Here is a 15,283-nt window from a genome sequence, read left to right as displayed (position 1 = left end):
GGCCGGCCCTTCCACTCCGATGAAAAATTTGCGGCCGCCCCTTGCAGCTTCAAATCGTGCCTTTCATATATAGTGGCATATACCAGTAAATTCCAGATGCCGGAACCGCCGGCCGCAATCCCAGCCAAAACCAAAGGAGATGGACCATGACCAACAATTCGAAACTCGGAACCGCACTCGTGACCGGCGCATCGTCGGGCATCGGCGCGACCTATGCGGAAAAGCTTGCGCAGCGCGGCTATGACCTCGTCCTCGTCGCCCGCGACGCGGATCGCCTGAAGGCGCTTGCCGGCCGGCTGGCAAGCGAACATGGCGTCAAGGCAGATGTGCTGCGCGCCGACCTCAGCCAGCGCGCCGATGTGCTTCTTGTCGACAAGCGCCTGCGCGACGACGGTTCGATCACGCTCTTCGTCAACAATGCCGGCATCGGCCCGAAGGGTCCGCTGCTGAAGGCTGATCCGGATTATCTCGACCAGATGGTCGACCTCAACGTCACCGCCGCCAATCGCCTCGCCGTTGTGGCAGCCCAGGCCTTTGCCGCCCGGGGTAAGGGCGCCATCGTCAACATCGCCTCCGCCGTGGCGCTCGCCGCGGAATTCTTCAGTGGCACCTATGCCGCCAGCAAGGCCTTCGTGCTGGCTCTGACGGAAGCGCTGGCTTCCGAGCTGAAGGATACCGGCGTCGCGATCCAGGCCGTCCTGCCGGGCTATACCCGCACCGAAATCTTCGATCGCGTCGGCGGCTCGATGGACAATCTCGACCCGAACACGGTCATGGAAGTCGGCGACCTCGTCGATGCGGCGCTTGCCGGTCTCGACCGCGGCGAACTCGTCACCATGCCGTCGCTCTCCGATACGCAGCTTTATGATACCTACACGACCGCCCGCGGCGGGCTGCGCCCCTATCTGTCGCTCAACAAGCCGGCAACCCGTTACGGCGTTTCCGCCAAGGCTTGATCGCGACAATCGATGCGCAACTGCGGCAAGTGTCTGCAGTTGCGCAGTGATTCTTCGCATTGTTCTCAGCGGTTTACGCGATCGTTTTGATTCAGTGCCGATAAGCCGTGCCTATGCCTCACCAAGCCAGGTCCAGCCGCTCAAGCCCATGGAAATGGTAGACGTCCTTGACCACTGGCGGCGTGGCGATCCGCATTCCGGGCAGCCGCCGGAATAGGATCGGCAGCACGGTGTTCAGTTCCAGCCTTGCAAGCGGCGCGCCGATGCAGAAATGGATGCCGGCACCGAAGGAGAGGTTGGCGGCTTCCTGCCGGTCGGGCTTGAAGGCCAGCGGATCGGAGAACTTCTTCGGATCGAGATTGGCGGCGGCGAGGATCAGGCTCACCTTGTCGCCGCGTTTGAACTCAAGCCCGTCGATCTCGACGTCCTCGAGCGCCCAGCGCTGGAAGATGTGCACGGGCGCGCAGATGCGCAGCGTCTCCTCGACCGTTCGCTCGGTTGCCGCCTCGTCGCGGAAAAGGTCTGCCGGCGGAAGGCCGCTCTCCAGGATCACCCGCACCGAATTGCCGATCTGGTGCACCGTCGCCTCGTGACCGGCATTGAGCAGCACGATGGTCGTGGAAACCAGTTCGTCGTCGGTGAGATACTGGCCCTTGTGCTCCGTGTGGATCATGTGGGTGAGAAGATCTTCGCGCGGTTCCCGGCGGCGGTCGGCGATCAGGCCTTTGACGTAGTCGGAAAATTCTTGCGCCGCCCGGTCGGCGGCATGTTCGTCGTCCTCGGTCCGCTTGAACATGTACATGCCGACATAGGCATGTGACCATTTGAGAAGCTGCGGTCCCATCTCGTCCGGGATGCCGATCATCCGGGCGATCATCGTCACCGGGATGATGTCTGCGAAGGCGGAAAGCAATTCCGTCTCGCCTTGGCCCTCGAACTCGTCGATCAGCCTTTCGGCAAGTTCTGCGATCTCGGGCCGAAGCCTCTCGATATGCCGTGAGACGAAGGCGCGGTTGACGAGCGTGCGAAGCCGCGTGTGCTCGGGCGGTTCAAGCTCCAGCAGCGAATACCGCTCGGCGAGATCGAAGTTTTCGAGATGAGCCGGGGGTTCGGGCAGGCCGAGTTCCTCACGGCTGGCGATATGCAGGATCTGCCGGCCGAACCGACGGTCGCGCAGCAGGCCGTTCACCTGGTCGTAGCCGGTGAAGAACCATTGTCGCTGCTCTTCCCAGTAGAAGGTTGGACAGTGCTCGTGGAGGAGGGCGTAGACGCGGTTCGGATCGCTGTAGAAAGCCGGGTTGCGGCCGTCGAGCGAGACGCGGCGGGTTTTGGGATCGATGTGCAGGAAGTCGGGCAGAATGGTCATCTCTGGAGACCTAGCGGATTTTCTCCGCGCCGGAAAGATTGCACAATTGACGCAATTCAGGATTGCGGCCATGTTTCGCTACAGGAGCGGCTACCGAGCGGGGGGAAGCCTTGCGTCTGCAATCGCGCGAATACAAGGTCATGCTGCATGCCAAGGTGTTCACAGGCGATGAGACCGCCTGCCGGGCCGCGGTGGCGCGCTTCTGGGAGTATATCCGCGCGGAGTTGCAGGCTGCGGATATCGATACTCACGGCAAGCTCGATGCCCTGAACGACAGCAAGCAGCGCGACGTCTTTTTCCTGGATACCGGAAAACGCGACCTCTACCATCGTTCCGATCTGGTTTTCCGCCTGCGCCGCAAACTCGGCTCCAGCAAAGCCTGGGAGGCGACGCTGAAATTCCGGCATGGCGACCGCCTGCTTGCCAGGGCACAGGATTTTGACCTGAGGGACAAGGACGACAAGGAGCCCAAGTTCGAGGAGGATGTGAAGGGGATGCTGTCCGGCGACACGCCCCGTTTATGGGCGCTGTTCAGCCGCTCGGTGGACGCGGATTTCGATCCAGGGCACATGCCCGCGACGGTCGGCGAGTGCCTCGCGCCCTACAAGGAAATTCGACAGGCCGGGCTGCCGGACCCGGACACCCCGGTCCAGACCGTCGCCGGCCTGCATATCGTCGAGCATGTCTACGAGGAGGGGTGGATCCGGCTTTCGAAGGAGATCGACGGGGAATGCGCCCTCATCCTCTGGTGGAAGAACAGCGAGCCCCAGACGCCGATCGCCGCAGAGTTCAGCTTCCGCTTCGCCCTCGAAAAAGGTCACGCGGATATCAAGGTCGTGCGCAAGGCCTGGGTGACGCTGATGACGCTTCTCAAGTCGCCGCTGGTCGATCCCAACGGGCCGACCAAGACGGCCCTCGCTTATGGCGACGCGGAAATGTGATCATTCCCCGACCGCCACGCCCTCGCGGCGCGGGTCGGCGCTGCCGGCAAGGCCGCTCGCGGTGATTTCGATCGCATGCAGGCCGGAATTCATCTCGCCGGGCTTCACCTCGTAACCCAGTGCCTTCAAAGGCTCGGCAAGCTTTTCGGCCTCGGTGCCGGCCTCGATCTCATAAGGTCCGAAACGGTTGATGAAATGCGGCTGGGCGACGATCTGCTCCACCGGCATGCCCCAGTCGATATAGGCGATCAGCGCCTGGGCAACGTAGCCGATGATCTGGCTGCCGCCGGGTGAACCGATCGCCAGCAGCGGCTTGCCGTCCTTCATCACGATCGTCGGCGCCATCGAGGAGCGCGGCCGCTTGCCCGGCTCGACCCGGTTGGCGACGGCCAGGCTGCCGTCATGGGTCTTGAAGGAGAAGTCGGTCAGCTCGTTGTTGAGCAGGAAGCCGTTGGTCATCAGCCGCGAGCCGAAACCGCTTTCGATCGTCGTGGTCATCGAAACGACATTGCCCTCTCTGTCGACGATGACGAAATGGCTGGTGGAAGGCAGTTCGATCGCCGCATCGCGGCCGAACAGCAGCGCATGGTCCCATTCCGGCTCACCGGCCTTCACCAGGTCGGCGCCGAGAGCTTTCGTCCCGTCGAGCAGCGAAGCGCGCTTGCCGAGATAATCCTTCTTCAACAGGCCCTTGATCGGCAAGGGTTGGAAATCCGGGTCGGCGAGGTAGCGTTCGCGGTCGGCAAAGGCAAGCCGCTGCGCGTCGCCGATGATCCGCCAGCTCCCGGCGTTCTGTGGGCCGAGGGATTTGACGTCGAAATTCTCGATCAGCCCAAGCATCTGGCCGATCGCGACCGCGCCGGAGGAGGGCGGACCCATGCCGCAGACGTCGAGCGCCCGGTAGGCGGCGCAGACCGGCTCGCGTTCCTTGATGCGGTAATTGGCAAGGTCGGCGAGCGACAGGACCCCGGGATTTCCCGGTGCTTCGCGCACCGTTCTGACGATCGCCTCGGCAATCGGCCCCTTGTAGAAGGCGTCGGCGCCGCCGGTCGCAATCGCCTTCAGCGTTTCCGCATAGGCAGGGTTCTTGAGTACCGTGCCGGCCTTCAGGGGCGCGCCGGATGCGTCGTAGAAGTAACCCCTCGGACCGTCGTGTTTCTTCAGCCGGTCGCCGTCGGCGGTAATCAGCGAAGCCAGGCGGGGAGAGACCTGGAAACCGTCGGCGGCAAGTTTCTCCGCCCGCTCGAACAGGCTCGCCCAGTCGGCTTTGCCGTAGCGCTTATGGACTTCGGAGAGGAGGCGCACCGTGCCCGGCGTGCCGACCGAACGGCCGCCGATAACCGCCTCCATGAACTTCAGCGGCTGGCCCTGCGCGTCGAGGAAGAGTTTCGGCGTTGCCTCCATCGGCGCCGTCTCGCGGCCATCGAAGGTGGTGAGCTTGTTGGCGGCCGCATCGTAATAGACGAGGAAGGAGCCGCCGCCGAGGCCGGAACTCTGCGGCTCGACGAGACCGAGCACGGTCTGCACCGCGATCAGGGCATCGATCGCATTGCCGCCGCTGGCGATCACATCGCGCCCGGCTTCGGCCGCCAGCGGATTGGCGGCAGCGACCATGAAGTTTTTCGTCTCGACGCGCTTTGCGGATGTGAACCCCGTTGCCCGTTCCGGCGCAACGGTATCGGACGCCTGCTGGGCAAGCGCCGTGCCGCCCGGAAATATCGAGGCAGAAAGAAAAATGCCCGCGAAAAGACTGATCCCCGAAAATCCGGCCCGCATGACGCACCCTCCGCGTTTTATCCCTGCGGAAGAATGTGGGTTTCAGGATGACGAGGACAAGAGCACGTCAGCGCTTGCCGAGCGAAGCGAGGCGTTTCAGGGCTGCGACCTGGTGGCTGGCGCGCACGTCGGTTGGCGTCTCCTCCTCGCCCTGCCGGTCGACGGCCGGAACGATCGAGGCTTCGGTGCCGGTATCGATCGCCGTGCGGTCGCGGCCGCTGTCCTTGGCGGTATAGAGGGCCCGGTCGGCGGCGCTGAGCAGGAGGTCGAGGTCGGCGGTTGCTGCGCCCGCGAGCGCGATGCCGGCGCTGACGGTGACCGTGATATTGTGCTCGCCGGCGGCGATGGTCTGGCGCTTGAGCGTCAGGCGGATCGCCTCGGCGATGCTGGCGGCCTCGATCATGTCGACGACGCGCAGGATGGAGGCGAACTCCTCGCCGCCCATGCGGCCGAAGAAGCCGCGGCCGCGCAGCGAGGTCTGGCCGACCTGCGAAAAGGCGACCAGCACCGAATCGCCTGCCTGATGGCCGCAGCGGTCGTTGATCTGCTTGAAGTTGTCGAGGTCGAAATGCAGGAGCGCGATGAGCGGCTTCTCCTCGTTCTCGAGTTTTTTCAGGGCATGGAACTGGTCGATCAGGCCGCGCCGGTTGAGAACGCCGGTCAGCGGATCGGTAACGGCAAGCGTCTTGAGTTTCTCTTCCGACCGCTCGGTCAGCAGCTTGGAGCCGGTCATGATGCTGGCGATGAAACAGATTGCCGCCGGAACGAGCAGCCAGGGGGATTGCGGCGACGGCCCGAAGGATTTTGCCTCACCGATGACCGCCAGAACTGCGACCACGCCGTTCGCGCAAAATTGTATGGCAATGAAGGCCGCAAGCACCCGCCGCGTTATCCTCGACGCGCCGTTGTTCCTGAGGAGGATGGAGATCATCATCGCATGGCCGACCATGGTCGCGACATTATGGAGAGCCACCCGGTTGGCGAAGTTCTCGCGTATCGGATAGAGGAACATGCCCGCCACCCAGAGAAGCGCCGGAATGGCGATATAGGCGTCCACCGGCTTTCGGTCGAACTGCAGGAGGCCGGCGATCCACAGGCCTACGCCGGCGAGCGCGAGCGTATTGGCGATCTGGATGGAGACGAAATCGGGAATGTCGCCGCGCAACGCGACAAGGATAACGCCGATCCCGTGCAGCGCAAAACCGCTGCCCCAGCTCAGGTAGAACCGGTCCCGCTCGTAATACCAGCGTGAGCACAGGAGGACGGCAAGCGTCAGCGCCTCCGCCGCCCAGATCATCAGGCCCGTTAAAATATCCACCCGAAACTCCAATACTCGAAATCGAGCGGGTCCAACATGACATGCAGTCTTTAAGACGAGGTTGCATCGAATCACGGAAAATCCCCGTTCGGCCCGTCGCGGGGGAATTTTCGAGACGATGTTCACGCCTGCTTTACCCTGATCGCGCAAAAACCTGTGCCATCAGGGAAAACGGCGCCTCTGCCGGCTGTGATCCGGGGAGAATCGTAATAGCGGTCAGCCTCGCGCATCCCCGGGCAGTTAAGGATATCGGATGCTCCGTCTTGAAGTACCGGGCGTTGACACTCTATGTAGGGATGACCCATTCCATTTGATTCCGGAGCGCTTATCCGCCTTCGGCAAGTGCTTGACAAAGGACGGACATGAGAAATCCAGTTGATACCGCAATGGCCTTGGTGCCGATGGTCGTCGAACAGACCAATCGCGGTGAGCGCTCCTACGACATCTATTCGCGTCTTCTGAAAGAGCGCATCATCTTCCTGACGGGTCCCGTCGAGGACTATATGGCGTCGCTGATCTGCGCCCAGCTTCTTTTCCTGGAAGCGGAAAACCCGAAGAAGGAAATCGCCCTCTACATCAATTCGCCCGGCGGCGTCGTTACCGCCGGTATGGCGATCTACGATACGATGCAGTTCATCAAGCCGGCGGTTTCGACGCTCTGCATCGGCCAGGCCGCTTCCATGGGCTCGCTGCTCCTGTGCGCCGGCGAGAAGGGCATGCGCTTTGCTACCCCGAACTCGCGCATCATGGTGCACCAGCCCTCCGGCGGCTTCCAGGGCCAGGCGTCCGATATCGAACGCCATGCCCGTGACATATTGAAGATGAAAAGACGTCTTAACGAGGTCTACGTGAAGCATACGGGCCGCACGTTGGAGGAAGTCGAAAAGACCCTCGACCGCGACCACTTCATGACGGCCGACGAAGCCCAGGATTGGGGTGTCATCGACAAGATCCTGACATCGCGTCAGGAAATGGAAGGTGGCTCCGGAGACTGAGTCTGATTGCGGGACCTGTGCACCTCACCCCGATGTGAGCAAAAAGGGGTTTCAAGTCGCACGGAAAGCGCTATTAGTACTTATTAATGCTGTGGTGAACTTTTATGACATAGCATTCGTTTCTTAGGGGTTTCGTTGCCGCTGATCCCGCATGGTGTGCGCAGGATCGGTAGAGTACCCTTAAGGCAAGGCAGGCGCGCAAGGCCCGTCGGGCGCGCGCCGGCAAGCGGTAGAGTGGACCGCGCCCGTTTTGACGAGAGTGCGGAGTGCTGGAAGGAAAGTGATATGAGCAAAGTCAGCGGCAGCAACGGCGGCGACTCCAAGAATACCCTGTATTGCTCTTTCTGCGGAAAGAGCCAGCACGAAGTCCGGAAGCTGATTGCCGGGCCGACCGTATTCATCTGCGATGAATGCGTCGAACTGTGCATGGACATCATCCGCGAAGAGAACAAGACCTCGATGGTCAAGTCCCGCGACGGCGTGCCCACGCCTCAGGACATCATCAAGGTCCTCGACGAATACGTCATCGGCCAGAAGCAGGCAAAGCGCATTCTGTCGGTCGCGGTGCATAACCATTACAAGCGCCTGGCGCACGCCTCCAAGGGCGGAGACGTCGAGCTTGCGAAGTCGAACATCATGCTGGTCGGCCCGACGGGCTGCGGCAAGACCTATCTTGCCCAGACGCTCGCCCGCATCATCGACGTTCCCTTCACGATGGCCGATGCCACGACGCTGACCGAAGCCGGCTATGTCGGCGAGGACGTCGAAAACATCATCCTGAAGCTTCTGCAGTCTGCGGATTACAATGTCGAACGCGCCCAGCGCGGCATCGTCTACATCGACGAAGTCGACAAGATCTCCCGCAAGTCCGACAACCCGTCCATCACCCGCGACGTGTCGGGCGAGGGCGTGCAGCAGGCGCTTCTGAAGATCATGGAAGGCACGGTTGCCTCGGTTCCGCCGCAGGGCGGCCGCAAGCATCCGCAGCAGGAATTCCTGCAGGTCGACACGACGAACATCCTGTTCATCTGCGGCGGCGCCTTTGCAGGCCTCGACAAGATCATCTCGGCCCGCGGCGAAAAGACCTCGATCGGCTTCGGCGCCTCCGTGAAGTCTGCGGAAGACCGTCGCGTCGGCGAAGTGCTGCGCGAACTGGAGCCGGAAGATCTCGTGAAGTTCGGCCTCATTCCGGAATTCATCGGTCGTCTGCCGGTTCTGGCGACCCTCGAGGACCTCGACGAGGACGCGCTGATCCAGATCCTGTCCGAGCCGAAGAATGCGCTGATCAAGCAGTACCAGCGCTTGTTCGAGATGGAAGACGTCGATCTGACCTTCCACGAGGATGCGCTGCGCGAGATCGCCAAGCGGGCGATCACCCGCAAGACCGGCGCCCGCGGGCTGCGCTCGATCATGGAGAAGATCCTTCTCGACACCATGTTCGAACTGCCGACGCTCGAAGGCGTGCGTGAAGTGGTCATCTCGGACGACGTCGTGCGTGGAAACGCCCGGCCGCTCTACATCTATGCCGACCGGCAGGATGAAAAGGCGAACGTTTCGGCCTGATCCGTCTGTGTTCCGGATCGCACCATGGAGAGGCCCTATCGGGGCCTCTTTTTTATGTTGGTGGATAGCCTTGCTTATTTCGATTTTTCCACCATTTTTGTCTCGCGAAGAATTGCACCATATTCGTCTTGCATTAGAGACGTTGCGGGAAGATCATCGATGTTCGGGCTGCTTCGCCTGCATGTGATCGCAGGTTGGCCGTTCCGGTGAGTCGCGTCCCGTGTCCTTGGCGTTTCGCGTGGCGTAATGTGCGCACGCTTTGTAATACCCCTGTCACAATCCCATGCGGCGGCGGCCTTGCAAGGCTTGAAATCAAATTTCGAAAACTCCACTTTGGGCGAGAGTGAAGTGCCCGGGTGATTTGCCCGGGACGTATCCCGGAAACGGGACGATGGAAAGGAAATGAAATGACGAATTCAACGTCTGCGACGCCTGGTAGCGAAACCTATCCGGTGCTGCCGCTGCGCGACATTGTGGTCTTTCCGCATATGATCGTGCCTTTGTTCGTCGGACGGGAGAAGTCTATTCGCGCGCTCGAAGAGGTGATGGGTTCCGACAAGCAGATCATGCTAGTCACCCAGATCAACGCCGGCGACGACGATCCCGAACCCTCGGCAATCTACAAGGTCGGCACCGTCGCCAACGTGCTGCAGCTCCTGAAGCTGCCCGACGGCACCGTCAAGGTTCTGGTCGAAGGCCGCTCGCGCGCCAAGATCGACGGCTATACCGATCGTGAAGAGTTCTACGAGGCGACGGCGAGCGTTCTTGCCGAACCCGACGAGGATGCGGTCGAGGTCGAAGCCCTGTCGCGCTCCGTGGTTTCCGAGTTCGAAAACTACGTGAAGCTCAACAAGAAGATCTCGCCGGAAGTGGTGGGCGCCGCAAGCCAGATCGAGGACTATTCGAAGCTGGCCGATACGGTCGCTTCGCATCTGTCGATCAAGATCACCGAAAAGCAGGAAATGCTGGAAACGGTTTCCGTCAAGCTCCGCCTCGAAAAGGCGCTCGGCTTCATGGAAGGCGAGATTTCCGTCCTGCAGGTGGAAAAGCGTATCCGCTCGCGTGTCAAACGCCAGATGGAGAAGACCCAGCGCGAGTACTACCTCAACGAACAGATGAAGGCGATCCAGAAGGAGCTCGGTGACGGCGAGGAAGGCCGCGACGAGATGGCCGAGCTGGAAGAGCGCATCTCCAAGACGAAGCTGTCCAAGGAAGCCAAGGAAAAGGCCGATGCCGAGCTGAAGAAGCTCAAGCAGATGAGCCCGATGTCGGCGGAAGCCACCGTCGTGCGCAACTACCTCGACTGGCTGCTGGGCATTCCGTGGGGCAAGAAGTCGAAGGTCAAGGCCGACCTCAACAATGCCGAGAAGATCCTCGAAGCGGATCACTTCGGCCTCGACAAGGTCAAGGAACGCATCGTCGAATATCTCGCCGTGCAGGCCCGCGCGACCAAGCTCAAGGGCCCGATCCTGTGCCTCGTCGGCCCTCCGGGCGTCGGCAAGACCTCGCTCGCCCAGTCGATCGCCAAGGCGACCGGCCGCGAATACGTGCGCATGGCTCTCGGCGGCGTCCGTGACGAAGCCGAAATCCGCGGTCACCGCCGCACCTATATCGGCTCGATGCCCGGCAAGGTCATCCAGTCGATGAAGAAGGCCAAGAAGTCCAACCCGCTCTTCCTGCTCGACGAAATCGACAAGATGGGCATGGATTTCCGCGGCGATCCGTCCTCGGCCCTGCTCGAAGTGCTGGATCCGGCGCAGAACTCGACCTTCATGGACCACTACCTGGAAGTCGAATACGACCTGTCCGACGTGATGTTCATCACCACGGCGAACACGCTGAACATCCCGGCGCCGCTGATGGACCGTATGGAAATCATCCGCATCGCCGGTTACACCGAGGATGAGAAGCGCGAGATCGCCAAGCGTCACCTTCTGCCGAAGGCGATCAAGGAACATGCCCTGCAGCCGAACGAATTCTCGATCACCGACGATGCCCTGATGGCGATCAGCCAGCAGTACACGCGGGAAGCCGGTGTTCGTAGCTACGAGCGCGAGCTGATGAAGCTCGCCCGCAAGGCCGTCACCGAGATCATCAAGGGCAAGACCAAGTCGGTTGCGATCACCGCGGCCAACATCTCCGACTACCTCGGCGTTCCGCGGTTCCGCCATGGCGAAGCCGAGGGCGAGGATCAGGTCGGCGTGGTCACGGGTCTCGCATGGACGGAAGTCGGCGGCGAGCTGCTGACGATCGAAGGCGTGATGATGCCGGGCAAGGGCCGCATGACGGTCACCGGCAACCTCAAGGAAGTCATGAAGGAATCCATCTCGGCGGCGGCATCCTATGTCCGCAGCAGGGCCGTGGATTTCGGCATCGAACCGCCGCGCTTCGACAAGTCGGACATCCACGTCCACGTTCCCGAAGGGGCGACCCCGAAGGACGGCCCGTCGGCCGGTGTCGGCATGGCAACCGCGATCGTCTCGATCATGACCGGCATTCCCGTTCGTAAGGACGTGGCGATGACGGGCGAGATCACCCTTCGCGGCCGCGTTCTGCCGATCGGCGGCCTCAAGGAAAAGCTGCTTGCCGCCCTTCGCGGCAACATCAAGACCGTTCTGATCCCGGAAGAAAACGCCAAGGATCTGGCCGAGATTCCGGACAACGTGAAGAACAACATGGAGATCATTCCGGTTTCCCGCATGGGCGAGGTGATCCGTCACGCGCTTGTCCGTCAGCCGGAAGCGATCGAATGGGACGGTACGGTGGAAACCCCGCTGATCACCACGGTCGAAGGTGTGGACGACGCAGGCGTGACCATAGCGCACTGATCGATAGCCTTTTGGGTTATGCCAAATTGGCACCAGCAATGAAAAAAGCCGGCACAACGCCGGCTTTTTTTGTGAAAAATAACGCGTACCCCTTGTTTTTCAGGCGATTGCGGAGCTTTTGGGTTGCCACGGGCGGGCTCCTGACTATTGTCTGCCCCGATTACATGAGTCGTTCCAAAACCGTTTGAAAGGGGTGGAAACATGAATAAGAATGAGTTGGTATCCGCAGTGGCCGAGAAGGCCGGCCTCTCCAAGGCTGATGCCGCATCCGCTGTAGACGCCGTTTTTGAGACCGTACAGGCTGAACTGAAGAAGGGCGGCGACATCCGTCTTGCCGGTTTCGGCAGCTTCTCCGTTTCCCGTCGCGAAGCGTCCAAGGGTCGTAATCCCTCGACCGGCGCTGAAGTCGACATCCCGGCACGTAACGTGCCGAAGTTCTCGGCCGGCAAGGGCCTGAAGGACGCAGTCAACAGCTAACGCGCTGCCTTTAAGGCATCCTGTTGCAGTCTCGCATTTGAAAAGGCCCGGGTTTTTCCCCGGGCCTTTTTTTACGAACAGCTAATCTCCGCCCGCCACGACCCCGGATGCGAAAACTGTCATCCGCCTGTCACGACCGTGGCTCACAAGCCACCTGTGTTTCATGGACAGGAGGGCTTCCCATGACGTTTTCACTTCGTGCCGCGTTGACCGCAGCACTTCTTGCTTCGGTTGCCGTGCCGGCAAGCGCCGAACAGGTTTTCAACCGCATCGCGTCTTTCCCCGTCGCCGCCAATCTTCCCGCCGACAAGGACAAGCTGAGCCCGAGCTCGGCCGAAATCGTCACTGCCAGCGAAGACGGCATGACGCTCATCTATACCGATAGCCCGCTCGGCGCGATCGGCTTCGTCGACATCACCGATCCGAAGGCCCCGAAGCCGCTCGGCGCGCTGACCTTCAAGGGCGAACCGACCTCGGTTGCGTCGGTCGGCAAGAAGGTTCTCGCCGCCGTCAATACCGGCGAAAGCAAGCAGAAGCCGACCGGCATGCTCGCCGTCGTCGACATTGCGACGAAGAAGGTCGACCTGACCTGCGATCTCGGCGGCCAGCCGGATTCGATCGCCGTCTCCAAGGACAAGACCTTTGCCGTGATCGCCATCGAGAACGAGCGCGACGAGGAGGTCAACGATGGCGCCCTCCCGCAGATGCCGGCCGGTGACCTGGTGATCGTCTCCCTGAAGGACGGCACCGCCGACTGCGCCTCGATCAAGCACGTGACGCTGACCGGCCTTGCCGGTGTCGCGCCGGAAGATCCGGAGCCGGAATTCGTCGCCATCAACGACAATGGCGAAATCGCCCTGACGATGCAGGAAAACAACGAGATCGTCATCATCGACGGCAAGACCGGCCAGGTCACCGGGCACTTCTCCGCCGGCAAGGCCGATCTCGAAGGCATCGACAACAAGACCGACGGCCAGCTGTCCTTCACCGGCAAGGCTTCGGCGCTGCGCGAACCTGACGCCGTCAAGTGGCTCGACAACAACCGTCTCGTCGTCGCCAACGAAGGCGACTGGAAGGGCGGCTCGCGCGGCTTCACCATCTTCGACCGCACCGGCAAGGTTCTCTACGAATCAGGCGCCTCGCTGGAGCGCGCGGTTGCCCGCCTTGGCCATTTCCCGGAAAAGCGCGCGCGCTCGAAGGGCATCGAGGTCGAAGGCATGGAAGCTGCGACCTTCAACGGCCAGAAGTATCTCTTCCTGCTCGCCGAACGCGCCTCTGTTGTCGCCGTCTACAAGGATACCGGCGCCGAACCGCAACTCATGCAGATCCTGCCGTCGGGCATCTCGCCGGAAGGTGCCGTCGCCATTCCTGGCCGCAATCTGTTTGTGACCGCCAACGAAGTCGATCTCGGCAAGGACGGCGGCGCCCGTTCGCATGTGATGATCTACGCCCTGGAAGAAGGCGTCGCCAACTATCCGAAGCTCGTCTCCAAGGACCTCGACGGCAACGTGCTCGGCTGGGGCGCTCTCTCGGGCCTCGTCGGTGACACCCAGAAGGACGGCATCCTCTATGCCGTCAGCGACTCGGTCTACAACATGCAGCCGTCGATCTTCACCATCGACACCACCAGAAAGCCCGCTGAAATCACCGGCGTCCTGCGCATCACCCGCGGCGGCCAGCCGGCCCAGAAACTCGACATCGAGGGCATCGCGCTCGACGGCAAGGGCGGTTTCTGGCTGGCGTCGGAAGGCGACTCCGCCAAGCTGACCGGTCACGGCCTCTACAATGTCGACGCCAAGGGCGAGATCAAGGCAGAGATCGGCCTGCCCGCAGACCTGCTCGCCGGCGAGACCCGCTTCGGTTTCGAAGGCGTGACGACGGTCGGATCAGGCGACGACATGGTTCTGTGGATGGCGATGCAGCGCGAGTGGAAGGACGACCCGAAGGGCACCGTCAAGCTCGTCTCCTACAAGCCGAAGTCCAAGGAATGGGGCGCCGTGCGCTACCCGCTCGAGAAGGCCGGGGCCGGCTGGGTCGGCCTTTCGGAAATCACCGCCCATGGCGATTATGTCTACATCATCGAGCGCGACAACCTGATCGGCGATGCCGCCAAGTTGAAGAAGCTCTATCGGGTGGCGATCGCCGACCTGAAGCCGGCCAAGATCGGCACCGATCTGCCGGTGGTCAAGAAGGAAGAAGCCCACGATTTCATCCCGGATCTGAAGGCTTCGAACGGCTACGTGGTTGACAAGCTGGAAGGCTTCACCTTCGACAAGTCCGGCAAGGCCTTCGCCGTCACCGACAACGACGGCGTCGATGACAGCTCCGGCGAGACGCTGTTCTTCCCGGTCGATCTCAAGGGCACCAACTAAGCCCCTTCAAGGCTGAAGCGGAAAAGGCCGGGTTCTGCCCGGCCTTTTTGTGTAAGGAGATGCGATGGATATTGGCATAGAACTGGCGTCTGCTGCGCACAAACCTCTGCTGAGGGATCTTCTGTCCGAATACCTCGCGGAGTCCGAACGGTATGGCGGCTCCGGCCCCGACTACCCGTATTTCGATGCCTATTGGCTGGAGCCAGAAGGCCGCTGGCCCTATCTCATCCAACGGAACGGCGAATGTATCGGCTTCGCCTTCGTCAATACCTGGTCACCATCCGGCCGAGGCACGGATTTCTCGATCGCCGAATTCTACATCGTGCCGCAAGCGAGGCGGCATGGTACTGGACGCGGCGCGGCGACCGCAGTCCTGCACGCGCATCCCGGCCTCTGGGAATTGAGCGTCATGGCGTTGAATACGCCCGCTCAGGCCTTCTGGCCGGGGGTGATCGACGCTGCCGGAGGACGTGACGTGGAGCGGATGAAATCCGATAGCGGGACGATCTACCGGTTCACGATCGGCGTGTAGAAGAAAAGCTAAGCACCGTCGGCGATAGCCCCTCATCCGGCTGCCGCCACCTTCTCCCCGTTCTGACGGGGAGAAGGGACTTGTGGCACCGCCGGTGCTCCATCTTCCTTCTCCCCGCGCGCGGGGAGAAGGTCCCGGCAGGGGGATGAGGGGCGGACC

At 61.7% G+C, this 15,283-nt stretch carries 11 protein-coding genes; 8 read left to right on the top strand and 3 right to left on the bottom strand.

Annotation, left to right across the window (positions count from 1 at the left end):
• Nucleotides 1-146: 146 nt before the first annotated feature.
• Nucleotides 147-956 (top strand): SDR family NAD(P)-dependent oxidoreductase, encoded by an 810-nt coding sequence (locus ACZ9EJ_RS11245; RefSeq protein ID WP_046640470.1) that lies wholly within the window; start codon nucleotides 147-149, stop codon nucleotides 954-956.
• Between the two features lie 118 nt (nucleotides 957-1,074).
• Here the strand turns inward: ACZ9EJ_RS11245 and ACZ9EJ_RS11240 are convergent, their stop codons facing one another.
• Nucleotides 1,075-2,322, bottom strand: coding sequence for a cytochrome P450 (locus ACZ9EJ_RS11240; RefSeq protein WP_046640471.1), 1,248 nt, complete (start codon nucleotides 2,320-2,322; stop codon nucleotides 1,075-1,077).
• 110 nt (nucleotides 2,323-2,432) lie between these two features.
• Here ACZ9EJ_RS11240 and ACZ9EJ_RS11235 point away from each other — a divergent pair, with 110 nt between their 5' ends.
• The gene (locus ACZ9EJ_RS11235) at nucleotides 2,433-3,263 is read left to right on the top strand and encodes a hypothetical protein (protein ID WP_046640472.1); all 831 of its coding nucleotides are present in this window, start codon (nucleotides 2,433-2,435) and stop codon (nucleotides 3,261-3,263) included.
• Here the strand turns inward: ACZ9EJ_RS11235 and ggt are convergent, their stop codons facing one another.
• Together ggt and ACZ9EJ_RS11225 are read right to left on the bottom strand one after the other, a co-directional pair.
• On the bottom strand, nucleotides 3,264-5,039 hold the full coding sequence (ggt, locus tag ACZ9EJ_RS11230) for a gamma-glutamyltransferase (RefSeq protein ID WP_046640473.1): 1,776 nt from the start codon (nucleotides 5,037-5,039) through the stop codon (nucleotides 3,264-3,266).
• Between the two features lie 67 nt (nucleotides 5,040-5,106).
• Entirely contained in the window at nucleotides 5,107-6,357 is a 1,251-nt protein-coding gene (locus ACZ9EJ_RS11225) for a GGDEF domain-containing protein (protein ID WP_251091093.1), read from the bottom strand.
• A 362-nt stretch (nucleotides 6,358-6,719) separates the two neighbouring features.
• Here ACZ9EJ_RS11225 and clpP point away from each other — a divergent pair, with 362 nt between their 5' ends.
• From clpP to ACZ9EJ_RS11195, 6 genes are all read left to right on the top strand, one after another.
• Nucleotides 6,720-7,352 (top strand): ATP-dependent Clp endopeptidase proteolytic subunit ClpP, encoded by a 633-nt coding sequence (gene clpP / locus ACZ9EJ_RS11220; RefSeq protein ID WP_007753416.1) that lies wholly within the window; start codon nucleotides 6,720-6,722, stop codon nucleotides 7,350-7,352.
• A 285-nt stretch (nucleotides 7,353-7,637) separates the two neighbouring features.
• On the top strand, nucleotides 7,638-8,915 hold the full coding sequence (gene clpX, locus ACZ9EJ_RS11215; protein ID WP_046635404.1) for an ATP-dependent Clp protease ATP-binding subunit ClpX: 1,278 nt from the start codon (nucleotides 7,638-7,640) through the stop codon (nucleotides 8,913-8,915).
• Nucleotides 8,916-9,322: 407 nt separating this feature from the next.
• The gene (lon, locus tag ACZ9EJ_RS11210) at nucleotides 9,323-11,743 is read left to right on the top strand and encodes an endopeptidase La (protein WP_046635406.1); all 2,421 of its coding nucleotides are present in this window, start codon (nucleotides 9,323-9,325) and stop codon (nucleotides 11,741-11,743) included.
• 201 nt (nucleotides 11,744-11,944) lie between these two features.
• Nucleotides 11,945-12,220, top strand: coding sequence for a DNA-binding protein HupB (hupB, locus tag ACZ9EJ_RS11205; RefSeq protein WP_007753405.1), 276 nt, complete (start codon nucleotides 11,945-11,947; stop codon nucleotides 12,218-12,220).
• 182 nt (nucleotides 12,221-12,402) lie between these two features.
• The gene (locus tag ACZ9EJ_RS11200; RefSeq protein WP_046640475.1) at nucleotides 12,403-14,592 is read left to right on the top strand and encodes an esterase-like activity of phytase family protein; all 2,190 of its coding nucleotides are present in this window, start codon (nucleotides 12,403-12,405) and stop codon (nucleotides 14,590-14,592) included.
• 64 nt (nucleotides 14,593-14,656) lie between these two features.
• Nucleotides 14,657-15,124 carry a GNAT family N-acetyltransferase gene (locus ACZ9EJ_RS11195; protein ID WP_046640476.1) on the top strand — a complete coding sequence of 156 codons (468 nt, stop codon included), beginning with the start codon at nucleotides 14,657-14,659 and terminating at the stop codon, nucleotides 15,122-15,124.
• The last annotated feature ends 159 nt before the right edge of the window (nucleotides 15,125-15,283 follow it).

It is taken from the genome of Neorhizobium sp. USDA 3394, assembly GCF_056280385.1.
This window is presented reverse-complemented; position numbering and strand designations above follow the sequence as displayed.

Excerpts from the sequence above, each read along its gene's own strand:
- hupB (WP_007753405.1), top strand. The coding sequence starts at position 11,945 with ATGAATAAGAATGAGTTGGTATCCGCAGTGGCCGAGAAGGCCGGCCTC.
- ACZ9EJ_RS11240 (WP_046640471.1), bottom strand. The coding sequence starts at position 2,322 with ATGACCATTCTGCCCGACTTCCTGCACATCGATCCCAAAACCCGCCGC.
- ACZ9EJ_RS11200 (WP_046640475.1), top strand. The coding sequence starts at position 12,403 with ATGACGTTTTCACTTCGTGCCGCGTTGACCGCAGCACTTCTTGCTTCG.
- lon (WP_046635406.1), top strand. The coding sequence starts at position 9,323 with ATGACGAATTCAACGTCTGCGACGCCTGGTAGCGAAACCTATCCGGTG.
- ACZ9EJ_RS11245 (WP_046640470.1), top strand. The coding sequence starts at position 147 with ATGACCAACAATTCGAAACTCGGAACCGCACTCGTGACCGGCGCATCG.
- clpP (WP_007753416.1), top strand. The coding sequence starts at position 6,720 with ATGAGAAATCCAGTTGATACCGCAATGGCCTTGGTGCCGATGGTCGTC.
- ACZ9EJ_RS11195 (WP_046640476.1), top strand. The coding sequence starts at position 14,657 with ATGGATATTGGCATAGAACTGGCGTCTGCTGCGCACAAACCTCTGCTG.
- clpX (WP_046635404.1), top strand. The coding sequence starts at position 7,638 with ATGAGCAAAGTCAGCGGCAGCAACGGCGGCGACTCCAAGAATACCCTG.
- ggt (WP_046640473.1), bottom strand. The coding sequence starts at position 5,039 with ATGCGGGCCGGATTTTCGGGGATCAGTCTTTTCGCGGGCATTTTTCTT.